At 62.5% G+C, this 22,546-nt stretch carries 19 protein-coding genes and 2 tRNA genes; 12 read left to right on the top strand and 9 right to left on the bottom strand.

The annotated features are described in order from the left end of the window. Positions 1 to 91 precede the first annotated feature (91 nt). Positions 92 to 415: a DUF4148 domain-containing protein gene (locus tag DXT59_RS25480; protein WP_116140441.1), complete on the bottom strand. Its 324-nt coding sequence runs from the start codon at positions 413 to 415 to the stop codon at positions 92 to 94. Positions 416 to 645: 230 nt separating this feature from the next. Here DXT59_RS25480 and DXT59_RS25475 point away from each other — a divergent pair, with 230 nt between their 5' ends. Further along, complete coding sequence (locus tag DXT59_RS25475; protein WP_116140439.1) at positions 646 to 1,593, top strand: LysR family transcriptional regulator; 948 nt, start codon at positions 646 to 648, stop codon at positions 1,591 to 1,593. Between the two features lie 59 nt (positions 1,594 to 1,652). Here the strand turns inward: DXT59_RS25475 and DXT59_RS25470 are convergent, their stop codons facing one another. Then, positions 1,653 to 4,088, bottom strand: a complete 2,436-nt coding sequence (locus DXT59_RS25470) for an AAA domain-containing protein (RefSeq protein WP_240324670.1) — start codon at positions 4,086 to 4,088, stop codon at positions 1,653 to 1,655. Positions 4,089 to 4,391: 303 nt separating this feature from the next. On the opposite strand from DXT59_RS25470, the gene DXT59_RS30805 reads away from it, so the two are divergent. After that, on the top strand, positions 4,392 to 4,709 hold the full coding sequence (locus DXT59_RS30805; RefSeq protein ID WP_162878240.1) for a hypothetical protein: 318 nt from the start codon (positions 4,392 to 4,394) through the stop codon (positions 4,707 to 4,709). A 67-nt stretch (positions 4,710 to 4,776) separates the two neighbouring features. Here DXT59_RS30805 and DXT59_RS25465 read toward each other — a convergent pair. From DXT59_RS25465 to tig, 6 genes are all read right to left on the bottom strand, one after another. Then, positions 4,777 to 4,852: transfer RNA gene (locus DXT59_RS25465), tRNA-Val, on the bottom strand. Between the two features lie 60 nt (positions 4,853 to 4,912). After that, positions 4,913 to 5,185, bottom strand: coding sequence for an HU family DNA-binding protein (locus DXT59_RS25460; protein ID WP_116140435.1), 273 nt, complete (start codon positions 5,183 to 5,185; stop codon positions 4,913 to 4,915). A 247-nt stretch (positions 5,186 to 5,432) separates the two neighbouring features. Next, positions 5,433 to 7,850, bottom strand: a complete 2,418-nt coding sequence (lon, locus tag DXT59_RS25455) for an endopeptidase La (RefSeq protein ID WP_116140433.1) — start codon at positions 7,848 to 7,850, stop codon at positions 5,433 to 5,435. A gap of 182 nt (positions 7,851 to 8,032) precedes the next feature. Further along, the gene (gene clpX, locus DXT59_RS25450; RefSeq protein ID WP_116140431.1) at positions 8,033 to 9,304 is read right to left on the bottom strand and encodes an ATP-dependent Clp protease ATP-binding subunit ClpX; all 1,272 of its coding nucleotides are present in this window, start codon (positions 9,302 to 9,304) and stop codon (positions 8,033 to 8,035) included. Between the two features lie 212 nt (positions 9,305 to 9,516). Next, complete coding sequence (clpP, locus tag DXT59_RS25445) at positions 9,517 to 10,170, bottom strand: ATP-dependent Clp endopeptidase proteolytic subunit ClpP (RefSeq protein ID WP_116140428.1); 654 nt, start codon at positions 10,168 to 10,170, stop codon at positions 9,517 to 9,519. A gap of 136 nt (positions 10,171 to 10,306) precedes the next feature. Continuing rightward, entirely contained in the window at positions 10,307 to 11,653 is a 1,347-nt protein-coding gene (gene tig, locus DXT59_RS25440; protein ID WP_116140426.1) for a trigger factor, read from the bottom strand. 410 nt (positions 11,654 to 12,063) lie between these two features. Here tig and DXT59_RS25435 point away from each other — a divergent pair, with 410 nt between their 5' ends. The 5 genes from DXT59_RS25435 to DXT59_RS25415 all read left to right on the top strand — a co-directional run bounded on the left by DXT59_RS25435 (position 12,064) and on the right by DXT59_RS25415 (position 15,991). After that, positions 12,064 to 13,200, top strand: coding sequence for a glycerate kinase family protein (locus DXT59_RS25435; protein WP_116140424.1), 1,137 nt, complete (start codon positions 12,064 to 12,066; stop codon positions 13,198 to 13,200). A 141-nt stretch (positions 13,201 to 13,341) separates the two neighbouring features. Next, positions 13,342 to 13,794 (top strand): MarR family winged helix-turn-helix transcriptional regulator, encoded by a 453-nt coding sequence (locus DXT59_RS25430; RefSeq protein WP_116140422.1) that lies wholly within the window; start codon positions 13,342 to 13,344, stop codon positions 13,792 to 13,794. A 124-nt stretch (positions 13,795 to 13,918) separates the two neighbouring features. Then, a tRNA-Leu gene (locus tag DXT59_RS25425) sits at positions 13,919 to 14,005 on the top strand. Between the two features lie 227 nt (positions 14,006 to 14,232). Further along, positions 14,233 to 14,970 carry a class II aldolase/adducin family protein gene (locus DXT59_RS25420; RefSeq protein WP_116140420.1) on the top strand — a complete coding sequence of 246 codons (738 nt, stop codon included), beginning with the start codon at positions 14,233 to 14,235 and terminating at the stop codon, positions 14,968 to 14,970. A 4-nt stretch (positions 14,971 to 14,974) separates the two neighbouring features. Then, a complete protein-coding gene (locus tag DXT59_RS25415; RefSeq protein ID WP_116140418.1) occupies positions 14,975 to 15,991 on the top strand; it encodes a 2-dehydropantoate 2-reductase in 1,017 nt (338 codons plus the stop codon). A gap of 25 nt (positions 15,992 to 16,016) precedes the next feature. Here the strand turns inward: DXT59_RS25415 and DXT59_RS25410 are convergent, their stop codons facing one another. Beyond that, on the bottom strand, positions 16,017 to 16,361 hold the full coding sequence (locus tag DXT59_RS25410) for a hypothetical protein (protein ID WP_116140416.1): 345 nt from the start codon (positions 16,359 to 16,361) through the stop codon (positions 16,017 to 16,019). A 370-nt stretch (positions 16,362 to 16,731) separates the two neighbouring features. Between DXT59_RS25410 and eat the strand changes: the two genes are divergently transcribed. The 5 genes from eat (at position 16,732) to adhP (ending at position 22,503) form a co-directional block, all read left to right on the top strand. Beyond that, complete coding sequence (gene eat, locus DXT59_RS25405; RefSeq protein WP_116140414.1) at positions 16,732 to 18,135, top strand: ethanolamine permease; 1,404 nt, start codon at positions 16,732 to 16,734, stop codon at positions 18,133 to 18,135. A 62-nt stretch (positions 18,136 to 18,197) separates the two neighbouring features. Further along, positions 18,198 to 19,592, top strand: coding sequence for an ethanolamine ammonia-lyase subunit EutB (locus DXT59_RS25400; protein WP_116140412.1), 1,395 nt, complete (start codon positions 18,198 to 18,200; stop codon positions 19,590 to 19,592). Next, positions 19,589 to 20,365 carry an ethanolamine ammonia-lyase subunit EutC gene (gene eutC, locus DXT59_RS25395; RefSeq protein ID WP_116140410.1) on the top strand — a complete coding sequence of 259 codons (777 nt, stop codon included), beginning with the start codon at positions 19,589 to 19,591 and terminating at the stop codon, positions 20,363 to 20,365. Before DXT59_RS25400 ends, eutC begins: the two co-directional genes overlap by 4 nt. Beyond that, a complete protein-coding gene (locus DXT59_RS25390; RefSeq protein ID WP_116140408.1) occupies positions 20,362 to 21,402 on the top strand; it encodes a helix-turn-helix domain-containing protein in 1,041 nt (346 codons plus the stop codon). The genes eutC and DXT59_RS25390 overlap by 4 nt, the downstream gene beginning before the upstream one ends. A gap of 75 nt (positions 21,403 to 21,477) precedes the next feature. Next, positions 21,478 to 22,503, top strand: a complete 1,026-nt coding sequence (gene adhP, locus DXT59_RS25385) for an alcohol dehydrogenase AdhP (protein ID WP_116140406.1) — start codon at positions 21,478 to 21,480, stop codon at positions 22,501 to 22,503. Positions 22,504 to 22,546: the final 43 nt, after the last annotated feature.

The raw sequence follows: 22,546 nt of genomic DNA, 5'->3' as shown, positions 1-22,546 counted from the left end.
GCGCCGGGCCGTTTGCGTTGGGTGCCGCGCAAATTGGGCGATGCGTGTGAAACGCATCGCCCAATCGCGTTGACCACTGTAAGACCGATCCTTAGTTGTGCTGATAGATCGGCGGCGAGTACGTGCTGACAGCACCGTTCGTCGCACTGTGTCCCGCTTGCGACGTGCCTTCGGTGCTCGGCCCGTAGCCGCTCGTATCGGCCGCGCCTTGACCGGCGCTCACGCGTTGCTCCGCGGCTTGAATGTTTTCCGGGTAATGCTGCCAATCGCGCGGGTTGTATCCGGCTTGTTCCAAACGCACCAAATCCGCGCGCACTTGGTCGCGCGTCAGCGGTTGATTCGATTGTGCGAACGAAGATGCCACAGGAGCGACGAGCGCGACGGCGACGACGAGTTGTTTGATGAGCGTATTCATGATGACAACCTCCGACTACTGTTATAAGGGGCTGCGAACACAGTCGTGTGCAGCGGGTGAATGCAGTGTAGGCTTAGGGTCTTCCCTGATAAAGACGGTTTTCCGGAATTCATTGGTGCCGCTGGGATAACAATCGACAGGCGTGTGCGGAACGCATTGCGCATTGCGCAACGGTCCGATCGATGGCGATTGCGTTGGGATAAAAGAACGATACGAAACGGAGGTAGGTCATGGACCGCTTCTTTGCAATGAAGGTATTTACGCGCGTCGTGGAGTCTCGCAGCTTCGTGAAGGCGGCTGAATCGCTGCAATTGGCGGCGCCGCAGGTCTCGCGTACCGTGCAGGCGCTGGAAGCGCATCTCGGGGCGCGCTTGCTGAATCGCACGACGCGCAGCATCAGCGTCACGGATGACGGCGAGGCCTACTATCAGCGCAGCATTCGCGTGCTCGCCGAGGTGGACGAGATGGAAGCCGAACTCACGCACGCGAAACTCAATCCCAAGGGGCGGCTGAAGGTGAATCTGCCCGCGCTGATTGCGAAGATGATCATCATCCCCGCCCTGCCCGACTTCTTCGAACGCTATCCCGACATCGAAATCGAAATGGGGCTGAGCGATCGGCAAGTCGATATCGTGGAAGAAGGAGTCGATTGCGTGATTCGCACAGGCGAGCTAGAGGACTCCGGGCTCGTCGCCCGCCGTATCGGCAACATGCGCCGCATCACCTGCGCCTCGCCGAGTTATTTGGAAAAATACGGCGAGCCGAAAACGATCGCCGATTTACACAACCACATCGGCGTGAACTACGTCTCGAGCAACACGGGCCGTGTGCGTAGCTGGGACTATCTAGTGGGCGGCGTCGTCGAGACCGTGGACATGCGCGGGTTGATCGCCGTCAACGATGTCGATGCTTATATTTCGTGCGGCCTGCATGGGCTCGGGTTACTCAAGAGCGCCGTCTATCCGCTGGCGCCGCATCTCGAACGCGGCGAGCTGATCGAAATTCTCAAAGACTACTGCTCGCCACCGCGAGCGATCTCGATCATGTATGCGCGCAACCGGCACTTGCCGAGAAAGGTGCGCGTATTCGCGGATTGGGTGGCCGAGGTGTTTGCGCGAGAGCCTCTGATGCAAACCACGGGTCGAACGAAAGCGAGCGTAGGGGCACAGGCGGCATAAGTGTCCGGGCGCGGCTGCCTTACTGCCGGGTGCGGCCGCGCCCAAGCCCGGCAATGCGTCTATATCGTCTGCTCGCGCGACGCCGCGCCTGCCCATTGCCCCAGGAACGCTGCGATCCTTTCTTCGATATGGCTTTCGACGGTCCGCAAGCGGAGCAAGGCAATACCCCCTTTTTCTAGGATGCTGTTCTTTAGCGCGTCGCGCTCGGCTTGCTCCGCGGTGTCATGGGTGCCGCCGTCCACCTCGATTACGCCCAACGGCGTCTTCCCCACCTTGAAATAGACGACGAAATCGCAGCTCGCGCGGTTTTTCATGAATGCGCGTTCGCGCGGCGTGAGCGCGACGTTGGCGGACGAGACCAATTGAATCAGCGGCACCTGCGCGTGGTACGTCATCGACCGATGCGCCTCGATCGAAAGCGCATCACGCAGTAGCTGCGCCGCAATTTGCTCGGACTTGAATTTAGAGTCGCTTGGGCGCAACCCTGCGTTGAGGCGTTCGAGTGATCGATCGTACTCCTTGTAAAGCAGATCGAATGCCGACACGACCGGCGCACGAAGCACGTGCTGCTCGTGTGCGTAATACGCCATGTAGCGCACCAACGCGGCGATATGTCCGTGGTTGCGAGCAAAAACGTCTTCGCCCGTCACCAGCGTAAATGTGTTCTTCGCTCTGGACACAGCCACGTTGACCAAGTGCGGATCGTCGACGAAATCCAAGCGGACCTGGCTCGCGCGTTTCTTGTCCAGTACTGTCGAAAACACGATTTCGTCGCACTCTCTCCCCTGAAACTTGTGGACGGTATGGTTCACGAAATCGTCCGGCAAGTGCTCGCGCGACAGCGCGACTTGCGCGTTGTACGGCGCGATGAATCCCCTGCTGTTCTCGCCGTCCCATACTGTCTCGCCCGATCGGTCGAGCGTCGCCAACAACGAGTCCAATTCGCGCAGGTTTGTGTTGCCTCGCGCGTGATTTCCCTTTGCGGTGACAAGCAGCTTCAACGCCGGTTCACCGGCATCGCGTGTCATCGGGATCAATTCATTGCCGTAGAATTGCTGATTGCAGAACTGAATGATCTTCGGGTGGCAGCGATAGTGTTCTTTCAACAATGTCATCGGGACCGCCCCGTCGAACAGGCTCACACACGAATCGAGCAAACTGTATTTATCGCAGTCGTAGAACTCGCCGGGGGGCTCGATACCTAGCTTTGCCGGAATGTGAGGAAGCTGTTTCCTATCCCCGACGATGATCAGATTCCTCGCGCACCCCAACGCCAACACGCCGGGCACGATATCTTGCTGCGATGCTTCGTCGACGATGATGTAGTCCAGCATGGCGCCGGTGCGAATCGAGTTGACGATAGAGTGCGTGCTGCTGCCGATAACCGGATAACGTTTGAGAAATTCATTGAACTTTTTGCGGTAATTCAGCGAATCGAACACTTTGTCGCCTGCGATATGCCGATGAAGATAGTGCTTCAGATAAAGCATCGACCCGCGCCGGAGTTCGTCCAGTAAAACATCGAAATCACCCTCTTTCAGTGCCTGCTCATGAACCGCCAATGCCGCTCGCTTTTCCCGCAATGCCTTTTCATAGAACTCTAGCTGCAACGCATAGATCGCGGATCTTCGCTGCTCCGCATTGCCGAATGGTTTGGTCCGAAAAATCCCGAAGTTCAAGAGCAAATCGACTCTATCCTTCAGCTTGATCCGATTCTCGGCGAGGTACGTTAGGTAGGCCATCAAGTCCGCGCTTTTACGCGGCGAGAGCCTGTACTTTTCGAGCGAGACAGGCGTGCTCTTCACGTTTTCTCGTTGCCATTGCTGCAAGTACCGGTACTCGACCGTGAGTTCGTCGATCGCCGCTTGCAAGCGCGCCGCCTCGTTCTGCGCCTGCAAAAGGCGTTTCAGCTTATGCAGGACCGATTGAATGGCGCTCGAGCTAGGGGGCGCCTCGGGCGGCTCGACGGGCACCGCGGCCAACTCGGCGAAGAAATCGGCTCGGTTTTCGGCATTGCCCAGTTTGGCGACGAGGTACTCGAGACCTGCCTTCTCGAGTTTTTCATAGACGTTCTCTACCGCCGCATTGTTGTTCGACACGATAGCGACGCACTTGCCGCGCAGGACGATATTGGCGACGATGTTTAATATCGTTTGCGTCTTGCCGGTACCGGGCGGCCCCTCGATTATGCTGATTTGCGATGCGAAAGCCTGCTCGACGGCTCGCAACTGGCTCTCGTTCACGCCGAACGGGTAGATAAGAGAATCGTCCCGCTGTTCGCGCCGTCGATTTTGGAGCGTGCAGTACGCGCTCAGTGCGCTGTCCTCGTGCGGGAGCACCGTCTCTAGTTGCCGCAGGACGTTGGCGGCGATCTCTTTAGCAGCATGGGTTTTCGCCTCCTGCACGCGAGCCGTCGCCACGGCGACAAAGTAGCTGAACGGCGCCTCACGCTTGAATGACGCTTCCCGCATGAGGACCATGCCCTCGGCAGGCATGAGGTAGCTTTTTGGGTTTCCGGGGTACTGGACGACGGCATATTTGCCGCCGTAGATCACCACCTTTTCGACGGCATCAAATACCGAACTCCCTTTCTTTGCGAGGAGTTGGCCTTGCGCCACCTCGGTAGGGATGATTTGGCATTCGCTCAGCGGACGGGAGTATGGCTTTCCGGACGGAAAACGGCATGTCAACATCAACTCACATTTATCGCCCCACCAAAGCTTCCAATCGCTGATTTGATCCGTCTTATCTTTCCCGTCGACATAGATGGATGTGTACCGCCTCTGAACGGGCACCGCTTGATCGATCTGCATGACAGTTTTTTATTTTTCCGGACATTGATACGCCTTGCGCGCGTGGCTTCAATTGGCATCGGTCCTGTCAGCGCGCTTGCGGCATTCCAACTCATCAATAAATTCAAGCCAGCCGTTCGTCAACCTGTCAGGTTTCGCGGGCGCACGGGTATTGGCAATACGGACGACGGATGGAGGGAGCCGCGGCGGCCGCCACCGCGCGAGGCGCAGCGCGAGCGCGTTGATGAAGCGGCACCGGCGGATAGGCGACGAGCACATGCCGCCGCAAAGACGGCGCACAACAAAAAACCCGCGGAGCCATAATGCCCACGCGGGTTTTCGGGTGCTGAGCTAGATCGCGGAGGACCCGGCATGTTTCGCTCGCGAACGATGGTGGGTGCTGAGAGGCTCGAACTCCCGACCTACGCCTTGTAAGGGCGCCGCTCTACCAACTGAGCTAAGCACCCGTTCGCTTGCTGATTTCGCCTGGGTTGAGAACGCTTAGACATCCACAACCAGCGAGCCCGCTAGTTTAGCGCATCTTTCAGCGCTTTACCAGGCTTAAATTTCGGGACCTTCGCCGCCTTGATTTTGATGGCCGCGCCGGTGCGCGGATTGCGGCCGGTGCGCGCCGTGCGCTTGCCGACCGCGAACGTGCCGAAGCCGACCAGCGTAACCGTGCCGCCCTTCTTCAGGGTGCCTTTCACGCCGCCGATCAAGGCGTCCAGCGCGCGTCCCGCCGCCGCCTTCGATAAATCCGCTTGTTCCGCGATGTGGTCGATCAGTTCCGTCTTGTTCATCCGAATCCCCGATGATGATTGTTTCCCAACATCTGAATGGGCCGTTAGCCGGCCGTAAGAAAGCGCAGTCGATGCTGCGCTTGTCCCATTAAAAGTAGCCGAAACGGGAGTGTCAACGGGGGTTGTGCCTGATTCGCGCGTGGCGGGAATCGATAGACGCGAATAAACAAAAGAAAACCGCGAGTAACGCATCACGCATCACTCGCGGCTTTTTACGGCGCCGCTCGAAGGCGGCTGTCAGAACTGATCAATGCTTGACGACTTCGCCCGCTCCCGCGTCCTTCGACGCTTCGGCAACCGGCGCGGCCTTCACTTCTTCCTCGGCCAGCGGCTCGGGCGACCGTTCGAGCGCAAGCTCCAGCACCTTGTCGATCCAGCGAACCGGCACGATCTCGATCGCGTTCTTCACGTTATCGGGGATATCCGCCAAATCCTTGACGTTCTCCTCGGGGATCAGCACGAGCTTGATGCCGCCGCGATGCGCCGCCAGCAACTTCTCCTTCAACCCGCCGATCGGCAACACTTCGCCGCGCAGCGTGATTTCGCCCGTCATCGCCACATCGGCTCGCACGGGAATACCCGTGAGCACCGACACGAGCGCCGTCGTCATCGCGATACCGGCGGACGGACCGTCCTTCGGCGTCGCGCCTTCGGGCACGTGGATGTGGATGTCCTGCTTCTCGAACGCTTCGTCCTTCACGCCAAGACGCCGCGAACGCGAGCGCACGACCGAACGTGCCGCTTCGACGGATTCCTTCATTACGTCGCCGAGCGAACCCGTGCGAATGACGTTGCCCTTGCCCGGCATCACCGCGGCTTCGATCGTCAGCAAATCGCCGCCGACTTCCGTCCATGCGAGGCCCGTAACCTGACCGATCTGGTTTTCCTTCGCGGCCAGACCGAAGTCGTACTTGCGCACGCCGAGGAAGGTATCGAGATTGCCGCCATCCACCTTCACGGCGCCCTCCGCCTTCTTCAGCAGCAACATCTTCACGACCTTGCGGCAGATCTTCGACACTTCACGCTCGAGCGAACGCACGCCCGCCTCACGCGTGTAGTAGCGGATGATGTCGCGAATCGCGGCTTCGGTGACCTCGATCTCGCCGTCGCGCAAACCGTTGTTCTTCTTCTGCTTCGGGAGCAGATAACGTTGCGCGATGCTGACCTTCTCGTCTTCCGTGTAGCCCGACAGCCGGATGACTTCCATCCGGTCGAGCAGCGGCGGCGGGATGTTCAGCGAGTTCGACGTAGCCACGAACATCACATCCGACAGATCGAAATCGACCTCGACGTAGTGATCGGCGAACGTATGGTTCTGCTCCGGATCGAGCACTTCGAGCAGCGCCGACGACGGATCGCCGCGGAAATCCATCCCCATCTTGTCGACTTCGTCGAGCAAGAAGAGCGGATTGCGCACGCCCACCTTCGTGAGACTCTGCAAGATCTTGCCCGGCATCGAACCGATGTAGGTCCGGCGGTGACCGCGGATCTCGGCTTCGTCGCGCACGCCGCCGAGCGCCATACGCACGAACTTGCGATTCGTCGCGCGCGCGATCGACTGACCCAGCGACGTCTTACCGACGCCCGGAGGCCCAACGAGGCACAGAATCGGCGCCTTCACCTTGTCCACGCGCTGTTGCACCGCGAGGTACTCGAGAATGCGCTCCTTGACCTTTTCCAGCCCGAAGTGGTCTTCGTCGAGCACGCGTTCGGCGTTCGACAGGTCGTTGTTGACCTTGCTCTTCTTGCGCCACGGCAAGGCGATCAGCGTGTCGATGTAGTTACGCACGACGGTCGCTTCGGCCGACATCGGCGACATCAGCTTGAGCTTCTTCAGCTCCGAATCGGCCTTCTTCTTGGCTTCCTTCGGCATACGAGCGGCTTCGATGCGCTTCTCGAGCTCCTCGAGATCGGCGCCTTCTTCGCCTTCGCCGAGTTCCTTCTGAATCGCCTTGACCTGCTCGTTCAGGTAGTACTCGCGCTGGCTCTTTTCCATTTGGCGCTTGACGCGGCCACGGATGCGCTTTTCGACCTGAAGAATGTCGATTTCGGCCTCGAGCTGGGCGAGCAAGTGCTCGAGCCGTTCCACGACCGGGAACATCTCGAGGATGTGCTGCTTTTGATCGAGCTTGAGCGGCAGGTGCGCCGCGATCGTGTCGGCCAAACGGCCGGCTTCGTCGATGCCCGCGAGCGACGTGAGAATCTCCGGCGGGATCTTCTTGTTCAGCTTCACGTATTGATCGAACTGAGAGACGATCGCGCGGCGCAGCGCTTCGGTTTCGGCGCTATCCGCGTGGTCGGGCTCGAGCGGCATTACTTCGCAGGAAAACTGCGTTTCCTGCTCTTCGATCGAAAGCGTCTTCGCGCGCTGCAAGCCCTCGACGAGCACCTTCACGGTGCCGTCGGGCAACTTCAGCATCTGTAGGATGTTGGCGATACACCCCACCTCATACATGTCTTTTTCCGTCGGCTCATCCTTGGCCGCGGTCTTTTGTGCGACAAGCATGATGTGCTTGCCGCCCTCCATCGCAACCTCGAGCGCCTTGATGGACTTCGGCCGCCCCACGAAAAGAGGGATCACCATGTGCGGGAAAACGACGACGTCGCGCAATGGCAGCAACGGGAGCGTTATGCGCTCTTGAGGGAGGAGTTGGGTTCCTGACATTTCATTTCCCCATGAGTGGAATCAGTTCGTTCGGTAGTTGAGGCCCGCGGTACGAATTGCAAGCCTGCGCGTGTGGGAAAAGTTCGATGCGTTCAGAAGTAGTCAGTATTACCCACAAGATAAACGAAAAAAGCCGTTCACGTCTCCATGAACGGCCATTCCCGCGAAAGCTTTAGGGCCAATCAATTCGAGCCCGCTACCTTAGGCGCTTCTTCATAGATGAGCAGAGGCTTGCCGTCGCCATCGATGACGTTATCGTCGATGATGACCTTGCTGACCCCTTTCATCGCCGGCAATTCGTACATGACGTCGAGCAACGCCTGTTCCAGAATCGAACGCAGGCCGCGCGCACCCGTCTTACGCCGAATCGCCTTGCGCGCCACGGCTTGCAAGGCTGCCGGGCGAATTTCGAGCTCGACGCGCTCCATCGCGAACAGCTTGTTGTACTGCTTCACGAGGGCGTTCTTCGGCTCGACCAGGATCTTCATCAGCGCCGCTTCATCGAGCTTGCCGAGCGTCGCCACGACGGGCAGACGGCCGATCAGTTCGGGGATCAACCCGAATTTGATCAAATCCTCGGGCTCGACTTCGCGCAGCACCTCGCCGGCGTCGCGCTCCTGCTTGCTCTTTACGCTTGCACCAAAACCGATCCCGGTCTTTTCCGTACGGTCGGTAATGACTTTCTCCAGGCCGTCGAACGCTCCGCCGCAGATGAAGAGAATGTTCGTCGTATCGACCTGAATGAAGTCTTGGTTCGGATGCTTGCGCCCGCCTTGCGGCGGCACCGACGCCATCGTGCCCTCGACGAGTTTGAGCAGCGCCTGCTGAACGCCCTCGCCCGACACGTCGCGCGTGATGGACGGGTTGTCCGATTTCCGGCTGATCTTATCGATTTCGTCGATGTAGACGATCCCGCGCTGCGCTTTTTCGACTTCGTAGTTACAGTTTTGCAGCAGCTTCTGAATAATGTTCTCGACGTCTTCCCCGACGTAGCCGGCTTCCGTCAGCGTCGTTGCGTCGGCGATGACGAACGGCACGTTCAAAAGCCGCGCGAGCGTCTGCGCGAGCAACGTCTTGCCCGAACCCGTAGGCCCGATCAGCAGAATATTGCTCTTCGAGAGCTCGACGTCATCCTTCTTGTCGAGATGCTTGAGCCGCTTGTAGTGGTTGTACACCGCCACGGCCAGGATTTTCTTCGCGCGCTCCTGCCCGATCACGTACTGATCGAGGATATCGCGAATCTCTTGCGGGCTCGGCAGGTCGGATTTCGACAAGCCTGCGTCCGTGCCTGCTCCCGCGGCTTCGTCGCGAATGATCTCGTTGCACAGGTCGATGCATTCATCGCAGATGAACACCGACGGGCCGGCAATCAGCTTTTTGACCTCATGCTGGCTCTTGCCGCAAAACGAGCAATACAACAGCTTTTCGCTGTTCGAACCTTTTTTGTCCGCCATGGATATACGAGCCTCCGGACACTCGAATGACTGGCACGCCGCTTGCCGCCCTACCGCAGGGTCGGATCAAATCGGCTGGCCGGCGCGACGGCATACGCGTGTGGCGATGACGTCGGCGCTCAGACCTATTATCGACCATTTATAACATCGCTTGAGTCAGCCGTCGCACCTACGGGGAAACTACCGGGCAGCGCCGGCCGGCGTGCCATGCGTCAGGGGCGCTTTTGGAGCACCTGGTCGATGAGCCCGTAAGCCTGTGCGTCCTCGCCCGACATGAAATTGTCGCGGTCGGTGTCGCGCGCGATACGCTCCACCGGCTGTCCCGTATGTTGAGCGAGCAACTGATTGAGCCGTTCCTTCAAATACAGAATCTCGCGAGCCTGGATTTCGATATCGGACGCCTGGCCGCGCGCGCCGCCGAGCGGCTGGTGAATCATCACGCGCGCGTTGGGCAGCGCGAAGCGCTTGCCCTTCGCACCCGATGCCAGCAAGAACGCGCCCATACTGGCCGCGAGCCCCATGCACAGGGTCGAGACGTCGGGCTTGATGAACTGCATCGTATCGTAGATCGCCATCCCGGCCGATACCGAGCCGCCCGGGCTGTTGATGTACAGGCTGATGTCCTTGTCGGGATTCTCGCTCTCGAGGAACAGCAACTGAGCCACGACGAGGTTAGCCGTTTGGTCGTTCACTTCGCCGACCATGAAGACCACGCGCTCCTTGAGCAGGCGCGAATAGATATCGTACGAACGCTCGCCGCGGCCGCTCGTTTCGACGACGATCGGAACGAGCCCCAGCGCTTGCGCCTCGAAATCGCGCGGCGCGTGGGAAGCCAACGTGTCCAACAGTTGAGCGCGAGAGATCATGCAATGGATCCTTGTTCGGAATGGGTCTTGAAACGGCAAGGAAGACCGCCCGCCGCGACGCGATAAACCTGCCGCGGCATGAAAAACGGCGTGCAGCCGTCGCCTCGACAGCCCGCACGCCGTTTCGGGCGATGCTTTACGCTTGCGCCGAGGCGCTCGCCAGTGCTTCGAAGCTGACTTCCTTGTCCGTCACCTTCGCCTTGCCGAGCACGAATTCGACGACGTTGCTTTCAACGACGTACGCTTCCATTTCGGCGAGGCGCTGCTTGTTCGAATAATACCAGCGGATCACTTCCTTCGGGTCTTCGTAGCTCTTAGCAAATTCCTCGACTTCCGCTCGGATTTGCTCGGGCTTCGCCTCGAGGCCGTTCTGCTTGACGAGTTCGGCCAGCACGAGGCCCAGCTTCACGCGACGCTCGGCCTGTTCCTTGAACATCTCGGCCGGAATCGGTGCATCCGCCGCGTTGGGCACGCCGCGTTGCGCGAGGTCTTGGCGCGCCATTTCGACGAGGCGTTGCTGGTCTTGCTCGATCAGCGCGTTCGGCACGTCGAGCTCGGAGACCTTCAACAGCGCATCCATCACTTGGTTCTTCACCAAGGACTGCGTGCGGCGCTTCGCTTCGCGCTCGAGGTTTTCCTTGATCTCGGCGCGCATCTTCGTCAAATCGCCGTCGGCAATGCCGAGCGTCTTCGCGAATTCGGCGTCGACTTCGGGCAGGTGCGGCCACTCGATCTTCTTCATCGTGATCGTGAACTGCGCCGTTTTACCCGCGACTTCCTTGCCGTGGTAGTCGTCCGGGAACTTCAGATCGAACTCGCGTTGTTCGCCGACGGACAGACCCGTCGCGGCTTGCTCGAACTCGGGCAGCATGCGGCCTTCGCCGAGCACGAATGCGAAGTCTTCCGCGGTGCCGCCTTCGAACGCGACGCCATCGAGCTTGCCCACGAAATCGACCGTCACGCGATCGCCGTTCTTGGCCGCGAGATCCGCGCCGCCGTCGCCGTGCTCGCCGGCCTCGCCGCGCGCGTGGTAGTGCACGCGCTGCTTACGCAGGATGTCGAGCGTGCGATCGACTTCGGCTTCCGTGATTTGCGTGACCGAGCGCTCCACTTCGGCGCTCGCCAGGTCACCGATCTTCACTTCCGGATAAACCTCGAACGTCGCATCGAACGCGTACGTATCATCGGCCGCACCCTCTTTCGGGCTGAAGCTCGGCTGACCGGCCACGCGCAGATTTTCGGCGCGGCTGATGTCGAAGAATTGCTTGCCGACCTTGTCGCTCAGCACTTCGGCTTCGACTTGCCCGGCGTACTGCTGCGTCACCATCTTCAGCGGCACCTTGCCGGGGCGGAAGCCCGGCATGCGGACGTTCTTCGCGAGTTGGCGGATGCGCGAATCGATTTCCTTCTGCACGGTGTCTTTCTGCAGGGAAATCGTCACACGGCGTTCAAGCTTGCCGAGGTTTTCAACAACGTTAGCCATGGCTTCAATCGTCCTAAATTATTCAAGCGAATCGGTTATCTTTCGCCGTGCCCACGTGCCTGCGCCTCGCCTAGGGGGGTCGCAATCACCGCCCCAGGCTGCCTGAATCTCGCCGCCTACGGCACGGTTTGGATCGGAAGAATCGGACATTCTAGCAAACTATTGATAGCTGCAACCCCGATTTAGGACCGGCGAGCGCCCTGGGACACATCCGCCACACCCGTTGCGCCATTCGTCGCAACGATCGCCGCCGCTAACGCGCGGCCGTTCGCATTGCCCCCGGGCAATCCCTGACATGCGCGCGCGCATATCCAACGGCGCGCGCGCACTGATAAGCTCGTACTCGAGCACACCTCTTAAAACCGAGCGCCCGCGCATCGATCGCACCGCGCCCCTCCCTCGGAGACACCATGCCCGGCAGCACACCTACCGTCGTCATCGCCCCCGATTCGTTCAAAGGCTCATTGAGCGCGCAAGCGGTTGCCGAGGCCATCGCAGACGGCGTGCGGCGCGCGCTGCCCGATGCGAGCGTGCGGCTGTGCCCGATGGCCGACGGCGGCGAAGGCACGCTCGACGCGATGCTCGCGCGCGGCGGCGAGCGGCGCATCGTGCGCGTGCGCGGCGCCGCGCAGGCCGAACGCGAAGCCGCCGTCGGCGTATTGCCCGACGGTAGCGCGGTCATCGAGACGGCCGAGATCGTCGGCATCACCGATGCGGTGGCGATGCAAACCGATGTCGAGGCGCGCAGCACGCGCGGGATGGGCGAAGCCGTCCGGTTGCTGCTCGATGCCGGTGTGCGGCGCTTTTTTATCGCGCTTGGCGGCAGCAGCACGAACGACGGCGGCGCGGGGCTGCTCGCCGGCTTGGGTTTGAAACTGCTGGACGCCGATGGGCGGGCGCTCGAGCCGACGCCCGAGGGGCTCGCCAAGCTCGCGCGCGTCGACGCATCGGGACTCGATTCCCGGCTCGCGCAGACATCGTTCGTCGCCATGTCGGACGTCGACAACCCCTTGACCGGCGAGCATGGCGCGACGGCCGTCTTCGGGCCGCAAAAAGGCGTCACGCCCGAGCGCGCCGGCGCGCTCGACGCGGCCCTTGGTCACTTCGCGGAACTCTCGCAACGCGCGCTGGGCCGCGAGGGACGCTCCCTCCCCGGCGCGGGCGCCGCCGGCGGACTCGGCTTCGCGCTGCATCTGCTCGGCGCGCGCTTCGAGCCCGGCGCGGAAGTCGTCGCCGCGCAAGTGGGGCTCGACACGGCGCTCGACGGCGCACATTGGCTGATCACCGGCGAGGGCCGCTCCGATGCGCAGACGCTGCGCGGCAAGGCACCGTTCATCGCGTGCCGTCATGCGCGCGCGGCCGGCGTGCCCGCCACGTTGCTCTCGGGCGGCGTCGATCCAAACGCGCTCGCGCGCCTGAGCGAGCATTTCTGCGGCTGCTTCTCGCCCGCGCCGGGACCGATTTCGCTCGATACCGCCATTCGTGATGCGGCTCGCCTGTTGGCCAATGAAGCCGAACAATTGGCGCGCCTGAAGTTCTGCGCTTGACGATGGCCCGCGCTCCGCGTATCAGCGCGGGGCGCGGGCCGACACCGGGGAAAGACCGCGTTGACCGGCCCCGCCCGATGCGGCAACAATCAATGCCCGACGCCTCTTTCCCGCTCACTCTCGACGAGATCGATACGACCTATGAAGGCCGCCGCCAAAGCCGGGCTCGAACAGTTTTTGACTTATCGCATGCACGTGCTGAACAAGCTCTCGGATCGAGGCATCAGCGAACGCTATCAAACGAAGCTCGGCATTACGCTGCCCGAAGCGCGCGTCATCGCCTCGGTCGGTTCGTTCGGGCCGTTTTCGATCATGGACTTGGCCAAGCACGCGAACCTCGACAAGAGTCAGGCGAGCCGCGCGGCCGAGGCGCTGATCCAACGCGGACTCATCGCCCGCGCGCCCAGTGCCGCCGACGGACGCTCCGTCGTGATCTCGTTGACGCCTGAAGGCCGTGCGCTCTTTCGCAAAGTGATGCCGATCGCGCGCAAGTGGAACGCCGATCTATTCGCCTGTCTCGACGCTTCCGAAGCGCAAGTGCTCGGGCGAGCGCTCGACAAGGTGATCGCGCATGCGTTGTCCGAAAGTCAGTAGCCAGGAAATTGCGGCGCGCGCGCGGATGGGTTAGAATCTCGCGCTTACGCTTTCGGTCATGCAGCGCGCCGCTACTCGCGGCGCCATGAAAGCAAGCCACACATCGAAGCCCTGCTGCTTCGGCGCGAGGATGGCGAAATTGGTAGACGCACCAGGTTTAGGTCCTGACGCCAGCAATGGTGTGCGGGTTCGAGTCCCGCTCCTCGCACCATCTCTTTCATCGGTTCATACCCGCATTGCGCTCACCGGCAAACGGCCTTAGGCCGCGCTTGCCGGTGAGCCCATGTCGTTCGCGCCGCCCGCCTGTCGATCATCCGAACGTTCCGGCCCCACCCAGGCCCCATCTCGCGCGGTGCGCCGCTTTCCATCCAATTGGTTGTGCGCGCAACTAGTTTGGACTATGCTGACTCCATCCCGCTTGCGCCCAGCGCTCAGGAGATGGCCATGAACGAAACCGAACGCGCACTGCGCGTCCAATTGGCTGGCACCTATCGCATCTTCGCCATGCTCGGCTGGACCGAGCTTATCTATAACCACATCACCGTGCGCGTGCCGGGTCCGGGCAAGCAATTCCTGATCAATCCGTTCGGCCTGCATTATTCGGAGGTCACCGCGTCGAATCTGCTCAAGATCGACCTGGACGGCAACCTCGTCGAGCCGTCGGCGCACCGATTCAACCCGGCCGGCTTCGTGGTGCACGCAGCGATCCATCGCGCGCTCGCCGACGCGCATTGCGTCATGCACACGCACACGACAGCGGGCTTAGCCGTCGCCTGCTCCGAGCAAGGGCTCGAAAATACGAATTTCTACTCGGCGCAGATCGAGGGCATGGTTGCCTATCACGACTTCGAAGGGATCACCGTGCGCGCCGACGAGGGTCCGCGGCTCGTGGCCGATCTCGGTACGCGCCGCCTCATGATCTTGCGCAATCACGGCCTGCTGGCGATCGGCTCGACCATTGCGCAGACCTTCGCGCGGCTATGGACGCTCAATCGTGCCTGCGAGATCCAACTGGCCACCGCGGCGCTCGGCAACGCGCGCCCGGTCGCCCCGGAGGTCGCGGCCCGCTGCACGCACGACGCGCTGCAGTTCGATCCCGCTCATGGCGCGGGACAAGATGTGCTGGACGCCCTGCTGCGCCAGGTGGATAAGATCGATCCGTCATACAAGGAGTAAGCGAATGGACCTGCATGATCGGGACGGCGCGCGGCCCGTGCGCACTTGCGTCGTCGGCGCCGGCGCGATCGGCGCATTGCTGGCGGCCGCGCTGGCGCAGGCGGGCCACCGCGTATCGGTCTTGGCGCGAGGCCGTACGTTGTCGGCAATCCGGGCGCACGGCATTCGAATCGTGGCAGAAGGTCAGCCCGATCGCATCGTGCCAGTGCAAGCCGACGACGACACGAACGCGCTCGGCGCGCAAGACATCGTCGTCGTCGCGCTCAAAGCGCAAGCCCTGCCGGCTCTTGCGCAATCGCTGCGTCCGTTGATCGGTCCTGAAACGCTCGTCGTCAGCGCGATGAACGGGCTGCCGTGGTGGTTCTCGCAAGGGCTCCGGGGGCTCCCGCAAAACGAACCGCTGCACGCGGTCGATCCGGGCGGCAGGGTATCGGCCGTGCTGCCCGCGGCACGCTCGATCGGCTGCGTGGTTCATTTGTCATCGGCCGTCATCGAGCCGGGCGTCGTCAAGCGCGGGCGCGGCAATCGCCTCATCGTGGGCGCCGCCCACCCCGGCTCCATCCAGGCCGCGCGCGCGTTCGCCGGCGCGCTTGCGCGAGGCGGTTTCGATGCGAGCGCAACCGACGATATCCGCAACGAAATCTGGGCCAAGCTCTGGGGCAACATGAACATGAATCCGCTGAGCGCATTGACGGGCTCGACCGCCGATCGTCTGCTCGACGATCCGCTCACCCACTCGCTCGCATTGCGGATGATGGAGGAAGCCGACGCGATCGGCCGGCGGCTCGGACTCTCGACAGGCATGTCGGCGCCACAACGCGTTGCCGTCACGCGTGAACTCGGTGCGTTCAAGACCTCGATGCTGCAAGATTTAGAAGCGGGACGTCCCTTGGAGATCGATCCGATCCTCGGCGTATTTCCGGAACTGGGCCGGCGGCTCGACGTGCCCACGCCGTTTTGCGACGCGGTGCTCGGTCTCTTGCGTCAACGCGCCGCGACGAGCGGACTCGCCGATCGATAGCCGGATCTCGCGGACGGGTATCGATTTACAGGTCCAATTGCTCGTAAGCCTCGCGCCCGGCCCGCATCAGATCGCGCCAAACGGTGGATGGGCACGCATGGCCGGTCGCGTGACGTTCGAGGAGTGAATCGCACACGGCCGACAGGCGCCGGATGGCAATCATCGCGTCGCTTTCGGCATCCTCGTGGGCTTGCAATGCCTGATTCGCGTTGCGGGTGGCCTGCGCCAGGGCCTGCCACTGACTGTCTTCGACGCGCAGGCCGTGCGCGCCAAGCTGCGCGGCCGCGCCCGAGACAAGGTACAGCGCTTTGAAGGCGGCGCGCACGGGAGCCGCGCAAATGCCGTTCTGATCGATCACGGTCGATGGCATAGACGAAAGTGCAAGATGACAGGCCGAGAGCGCGCAAACGTTGGCGCGATGTGGGGGCGCGGATGCCGACCGGCATGGCTCCATGGGATTACGGCGTCCCGGCCCCAATACTTTAGATACGCGTAAACCCGAACTGCCACCGGCCTCCCACCGCTCCCACCGCTCCCACCGCTCCCACCGCTCCCACCGCTCCCACCGCTCCCACCGCTCCCACCGTTCCTCGCCCTCCTCCCCCTCCTCGCTCGTCCCGGGGCGTCATGCCCGCTTTGCTAAGTTTGCCGAATTTCGATAACAGCCGGAAATATGGCTCCCTACTATCGATCCCTATGCCGCTTGGCGTTTGCCGCCCGTCTTCACCGGAGAGAGATCCATGACGCCCGATCTGAATATCGCCCCCGCGCGCGCGGTCACCCACCATGAACTCAAGCAGACGCTCGGCACCTGGCAGTTGTGGGGAATCGCCGTCGGGCTCGTGATCTCGGGCGAGTACTTCGGCTGGAGCTACGGCTGGGCCAGCGCCGGAACGCTGGGGTTCTTGGTCACCTCGGTTTTCGTGGCCGCGATGTATACGACGTTCATTTTCAGCTTTACCGAGTTGACGACGTCGATTCCGCACGCGGGTGGACCGTTCGCCTATGCGCACCATGCCTTCGGGCCATTGGGCGGCTATATGGCCGGCATGGCGACACTCGTGGAGTTCGTGTTCGCGCCGCCCGCCATCGCCCTCGCGATCGGCGCCTATCTGCATGTGCAGTTTCCGGGACTCGAGCCGAAACACGCCGCGCTTGGCGCCTACCTCGTGTTTATGGCTTTGAATATCGTCGGCGTGCAAATCGCCGCCGCGTTCGAGCTCTTCGTCACCTTGCTCGCCATCTTCGAGTTGTTCGTATTCATGGGCGTCGTCGCGCCCGGGTTCAATTGGAGCCACTTCACCCAAGGGGGCTGGGCCGGCGCGCAAGGTTTCAAATTGGGCGCGTTCCACGGCATGTTCGCCGCCATTCCCTTCGCGATCTGGTTCTTCCTCGCGATCGAAGGCGTGGCCATGGCCGCCGAGGAAGCGCGCAACCCGAAGCGATCGATTCCGATCGCCTATGTCGCCGGGATTCTCACGCTCGTCGCGCTGGCGCTCGGCGTCATGATCTTCGCCGGCGGCGCAGGCGACTGGACACGCCTTGCAAACATCAACGATCCGTTGCCGCAAGCGATGAAGTACATCGTGGGCGAACACAGCGGCTGGATGCATATGCTCGTCTGGCTGGGACTCTTCGGGCTCGTCGCCTCGTTTCACGGCATCATCCTCGGTTATTCGCGCCAGATTTTCGCGCTCGCGCGTGCGGGTTACCTGCCCGAATGGCTGGCCAAGGTCCATCCGCGCTTTCGAACGCCGCATCGCGCGATCGTCGCGGGCGGCGTAATCGGCATCGCCGCCATCTACAGCGACGAACTCGTTCAGTTCGCCGGGCAAACGCTCACGGCCAATATCGTGACGATGTCCGTGTTCGGCGCGATCGTCATGTACATCATCAGCATGGCGGCCTTGTTCAAGCTGCGGCGCGCCGAGCCCGCGCTCGAACGCCCGTTTCGCGCCCCTCTGTTTCCCTATTTCCCCGCGTTCGCGCTGGCCGCGGCCGTCGTCTCGCTCGTCACGATGGTCTACTACAACCAACAAGTCGCGCTCGTATTTGCGGTCTTCGTCGCACTGGGCTACGGTTATTTCCTGACGACGCGCCGGCGGCGCGAGCTTGCCCCCGCCGACGCGCTCATCGAAGACTGAGCGCCAAGTCCGCCCGGGCACGACGGCCGCGGTCGTGCCCGGCATCGAAGGGAGTCATTCGCATGAGCTACAAGGAGACAGTCGGCGCACGCGTCTATCGCTTCGCCGATTTGAAAACCATGCTTGCCAAGGCGAGCCCGCAACGTTCCGGCGACGAGCTTGCCGGTTTGGCCGCCGACACCGAGGAGGAGCGCGTGGCCGCCAAGCTGGCGCTCGCGGCCACGCCGCTACGCGCGTTTTTGAACGAAGCGGTGATCCCCTACGAACAAGACGAGGTGACGCGGCTCATCGTCGACGAGCACGACGCCGAGGCGTTCGCCGAAATCGAACACCTGACCGTGGGCGATTTTCGCGATTGGCTGTTGTCCGATGCGGCCGATACGTCGGCGCTGATTCGCATCGCCCCGGGGCTGACGCCCGAGATGACGGCGGCCGTCTCCAAGCTCATGCGTAATCAAGATCTGATTTCGGTGGCACGCAAACGGCCCGTCGTCACGCGCTTTCGCAATACGATCGGACTGCCCGGCCGCCTATCCGTGCGACTGCAACCGAACCATCCCACGGACGACGTCAAAGGCATCGCGGCCTCGATGCTCGACGGCCTCATGTACGGCTGCGGCGACGCCGTCATCGGCATCAATCCGGCCACCGACAGCTTGGCCGCCATTACGACCTTGCTCGTCATGATCGACGAGTTTCGCGAACGTCACCAGGTGCCGACGCAATCGTGCGTGCTGACCCACGTCACGAGCACGATCGCCGCGATCGAACGCGGCGCGCCCGTCGATCTCGTGTTCCAATCGATCGCCGGTACGCAAGCGGCGAACGCGAGCTTCGGCATTTCGCTCGATTTGCTGCGCGAGGCGCACGACGCCGCGCGTTCCCTGCGCCGCGGCACCGTGGGCGATAACGTCATGTACTTCGAAACGGGTCAAGGCAGCGCGCTCTCGGCGGGCGCGCACCACGGCGTCGATCAGCAAACCTGCGAAGCACGCGCCTATGCCGTGGCCCGGCGCTTCGAGCCGCTGCTGACCAATACCGTGGTGGGTTTCATCGGCCCCGAATACCTCTACGACGGCAAGCAAATCACGCGCGCCGGGCTCGAGGATCATTTTTGCGGCAAGCTGCTGGGTGTGCCGATGGGCTGCGACATCTGCTACACGAATCACGCGCAAGCCGACCAAAACGACATGGACGCCTTGCTCACGCTGCTCGGCGTGGCAGGGGTCAATTTCATCATGGGCATACCCGGCGCGGACGACATCATGCTCAATTATCAAAGCACGTCGTTCCACGACGCCTTGTATTTGCGCGACGTTCTCGGCCTGCGCCGCGCCCCCGAATTCGAGGCGTGGCTCGAATCGATGCGCATCACCGATGCGAGCGGCGCCTTGCTGCCGGCTTCGCCGCGTCAACCGTTACTGGAGAGCGCATCGGCCTGGGTGGGGGCCGCATGACTCGGTTCGTCGCCCCCGATCCATGGCACGCGCTGCGCGGCTTCACACGCGCTCGCATCGCGCTCGGCCGCACCGGCCACGGGTTGCCGACCGACGCCCTGCTGGCGTTCGAGCTTTCGCACGCGAAGGCGCGCGATGCCGTGCATCAGCCGTTCGAGATCGAACCCTTGCGCGCGGCGCTGAACGCCGAAGGCCTCGCGACGCTCGACGCGCACAGCGCCGCCGCCGATCGCGCGCAGTACTTGCGCCGGCCCGACCTTGGGCGGCGACTCTCGCGCGAGAGCCGCGCCGCATTGGAGCAGGCGCGCGCCGATGCGCCCGAACTCACGTTCGTCGTCGCCGATGGGCTATCGGCGTTCGCCGTCGCCCATCATGCGCTGCCCGTACTCGTCGCCGCGCGGGCGAAGCTTAGCGGGTGGCGTATCGGTCCGGTCGTACTCGCGCGGCAAGCGCGCGTGGCGCTCGGCGACGAAATCGGCGAGGTGCTCGGCGCCGCCATCGTCGCCGTGCTCATCGGCGAGCGGCCCGGTTTGAGTTCGCCCGACAGTCTGGGCATCTATCTCACCTACGGGCCTCGCGTCGGGCGCACCGACGCCGAACGCAATTGCATTTCGAACGTCCGTCCCGAGGGACTCGGCTACGAGCACGCCGCGCACAAGCTCCACTATCTGCTGACGCAAGCGAAGCGCTTATCGCTGACGGGCGTGGCGCTCAAGGACGAGAGCGACGTACTCGACGCACCTGGCGTAGCTCTTGCATCTGAGCGGCCATGACGCCGATTCCCGACCTCACGATGCCCTTCTCCGATGCGCCGCACCGTGCCGGAGCCGGCAGCGCCCAGCCGCTGTGCATGTCGATCGCACACGATGCGGACGAGCACGCGCGCAATCTGCACGGTTGGCATCAGACCTACGATCAACTGAGCGCGGGACGCTTCACGGGTACGCTCGTGGAATTGTTCCTCGATCGCATGACCGTGTTTCACGAAACGACGAGCCACACTTTGCGGCAAACCTGCGAAGTGAAATCGGATGCTTATTGGTTCGGCATCCCGGTTTGCGACGCGGGGGCCGGACGCATCGACGGACAGCCGATCGGCGAACACGCGCTCGCCTTGCGGCCAGGCGGCGTCGAGTTCGAACTGCTCACGCCCGCGCATCACGAATTCTTCGGCATCGTCGTCAAAGGCGACGTGTTGCGCCGCTACGCATCCGACGTCGAGCATCTCGGGCTCGGGCAGCCGCTATCGGACGCGTCCGTCGTACCGATCGGCGCCGCGCGCAAGGCGCGGCTCGTGGCGTCGCTGCGCGCGATCCTCGAACGAAGCGCGCGCCGCGGCACGCCACCGTCGGCGTTCTTGCGCAATCAACTGCAATCGTCGGTGCTCGAGGCGTTATTCGATCTGTGCGCGACACCATCTCGCCTCGAGTGCGCATCGATTCAGCGATCGACGTATCGCCGGCGCCTTGCGCTCGTCATGGACGCGCGCGACTATGCGATCGCCCATCGCGACAGGCCGATCGGCGTGCCCGAGCTATGCGAGCAACTGCACGTGAGCCGGCGCACGCTCCAATACTGCTTTCAAGACGTCGCGGGGCTCTCGCCCGTTGCCTACTTGCGCGCCCTGCGCTTGAACGGCGCCCGCCGCGACCTGGCCGACGCCGGTCATACGGCGCCGCATCCCCACACGGTGCAAGATATCGCCACCGCGTGGGGGTTCTGGCATTTCAGCCAATTCTCCGCCGACTATCGGCGCCTGTTCGGCGTGCGTCCCTCCGACACGCTCAAAGGCGGACATCCTCTCGCTTGAGTTGATTTGCCTCAACCGCGCACGCGGCTGTGGAATCGATACTGGCCATCTCTGTCAACCGAATAGGAGCCGGAGATGGCCCGAGTCATGAAAGCTGCCGTCGTGCATGCATTTGGCGAACCGTTGAGCATCGAGGAAGTCCCGGTGCCAACACCCGAGCCCGAACAGGTGCTCGTCAAAATCGAAGCCTCTGGCGTCTGCCATACCGATCTGCACGCAGCGGACGGCGATTGGCCCGTGAAACCCGCGTTACCGTTCATTCCCGGGCATGAAGGCGTAGGCTACGTCGCCGCGGTCGGCTCGCGCGTGAAGCACCTGAAAGAAGGCGATCGCGTGGGCGTGCCCTGGCTCCACACCGCCTGCGGCCATTGCGAGTACTGCCAGACGGGTTGGGAAACGCTGTGCCACGATCAGCAAAACACCGGTTATTCCGTCAACGGCAGCTACGCCGAGTATGTCGTGGCCGACCCGAACTATGTCGGCCACTTGCCGGCCAATGTCGCATTCGACGAAATCGCGCCCATCTTGTGCGCCGGCGTCACGGTTTATAAGGGGATTCGCGTCACCGATACGCGGCCGGGGCAATGGATCGCGATCTCGGGCGTGGGCGGACTCGGGCACGTCGCCGTGCAATACGCCGTGGCCATGGGCTTGCATGTCGTGGCCGTCGACGTCGCCGACGAAAAACTCGAACTCGCACGCAAGCTCGGGGCAACGCTGACCGTGAACGCGGCGACGCAGGATCCGGCCGCCGTCATCCAGAAAGAAATCGGCGGGGTGCACGGCGTGCTCGTGACCGCCGTTTCACGCAGCGCCTTCGCACAGGCCTTGGGAATGGTTCGGCGCGGCGGGACGATCTCGCTGAACGGCCTGCCTCCGGGCGACTTTCCGCTGCCGATTTTCTCGACCGTGCTGAACGGTATCACCGTGCGCGGCTCGATCGTCGGTACGCGGCGCGATCTGCAAGAATCGCTCGAGTTCGCGGCCGAAGGCAAGGTGCGCGCGCACATTCATCGCGACCGCCTCGACAATATCAACACGGTGTTTGCCGCGCTCAAGGAAGGCAAGGTCGATGGGCGCATCGTGCTGACGGGGTATTGAACGTCGAGCTTTCGGGTTGCTCGCGCGGCCCGGGCATGCCTGG

The organism is Trinickia diaoshuihuensis, assembly GCF_003390925.1.
GTDB lineage: Bacteria > Pseudomonadota > Gammaproteobacteria > Burkholderiales > Burkholderiaceae > Trinickia > Trinickia diaoshuihuensis.
This window is presented reverse-complemented; position numbering and strand designations above follow the sequence as displayed.

Excerpts from the sequence above, each read along its gene's own strand:
- DXT59_RS25480 (WP_116140441.1), bottom strand. The coding sequence starts at position 415 with ATGAATACGCTCATCAAACAACTCGTCGTCGCCGTCGCGCTCGTCGCT.
- DXT59_RS25475 (WP_116140439.1), top strand. The coding sequence starts at position 646 with ATGGACCGCTTCTTTGCAATGAAGGTATTTACGCGCGTCGTGGAGTCT.
- DXT59_RS25470 (WP_240324670.1), bottom strand. The coding sequence starts at position 4,088 with ATGCCTGCCGAGGGCATGGTCCTCATGCGGGAAGCGTCATTCAAGCGT.
- DXT59_RS25460 (WP_116140435.1), bottom strand. The coding sequence starts at position 5,185 with ATGAACAAGACGGAACTGATCGACCACATCGCGGAACAAGCGGATTTA.
- lon (WP_116140433.1), bottom strand. The coding sequence starts at position 7,850 with ATGTCAGGAACCCAACTCCTCCCTCAAGAGCGCATAACGCTCCCGTTG.
- clpX (WP_116140431.1), bottom strand. The coding sequence starts at position 9,304 with ATGGCGGACAAAAAAGGTTCGAACAGCGAAAAGCTGTTGTATTGCTCG.
- clpP (WP_116140428.1), bottom strand. The coding sequence starts at position 10,170 with ATGATCTCTCGCGCTCAACTGTTGGACACGTTGGCTTCCCACGCGCCG.
- tig (WP_116140426.1), bottom strand. The coding sequence starts at position 11,653 with ATGGCTAACGTTGTTGAAAACCTCGGCAAGCTTGAACGCCGTGTGACG.
- DXT59_RS25435 (WP_116140424.1), top strand. The coding sequence starts at position 12,064 with ATGCCCGGCAGCACACCTACCGTCGTCATCGCCCCCGATTCGTTCAAA.
- DXT59_RS25430 (WP_116140422.1), top strand. The coding sequence starts at position 13,342 with ATGAAGGCCGCCGCCAAAGCCGGGCTCGAACAGTTTTTGACTTATCGC.
- DXT59_RS25420 (WP_116140420.1), top strand. The coding sequence starts at position 14,233 with ATGGCCATGAACGAAACCGAACGCGCACTGCGCGTCCAATTGGCTGGC.
- DXT59_RS25415 (WP_116140418.1), top strand. The coding sequence starts at position 14,975 with ATGGACCTGCATGATCGGGACGGCGCGCGGCCCGTGCGCACTTGCGTC.
- DXT59_RS25410 (WP_116140416.1), bottom strand. The coding sequence starts at position 16,361 with ATGCCATCGACCGTGATCGATCAGAACGGCATTTGCGCGGCTCCCGTG.
- eat (WP_116140414.1), top strand. The coding sequence starts at position 16,732 with ATGACGCCCGATCTGAATATCGCCCCCGCGCGCGCGGTCACCCACCAT.
- DXT59_RS25400 (WP_116140412.1), top strand. The coding sequence starts at position 18,198 with ATGAGCTACAAGGAGACAGTCGGCGCACGCGTCTATCGCTTCGCCGAT.
- eutC (WP_116140410.1), top strand. The coding sequence starts at position 19,589 with ATGACTCGGTTCGTCGCCCCCGATCCATGGCACGCGCTGCGCGGCTTC.
- DXT59_RS25390 (WP_116140408.1), top strand. The coding sequence starts at position 20,362 with ATGACGCCGATTCCCGACCTCACGATGCCCTTCTCCGATGCGCCGCAC.
- adhP (WP_116140406.1), top strand. The coding sequence starts at position 21,478 with ATGGCCCGAGTCATGAAAGCTGCCGTCGTGCATGCATTTGGCGAACCG.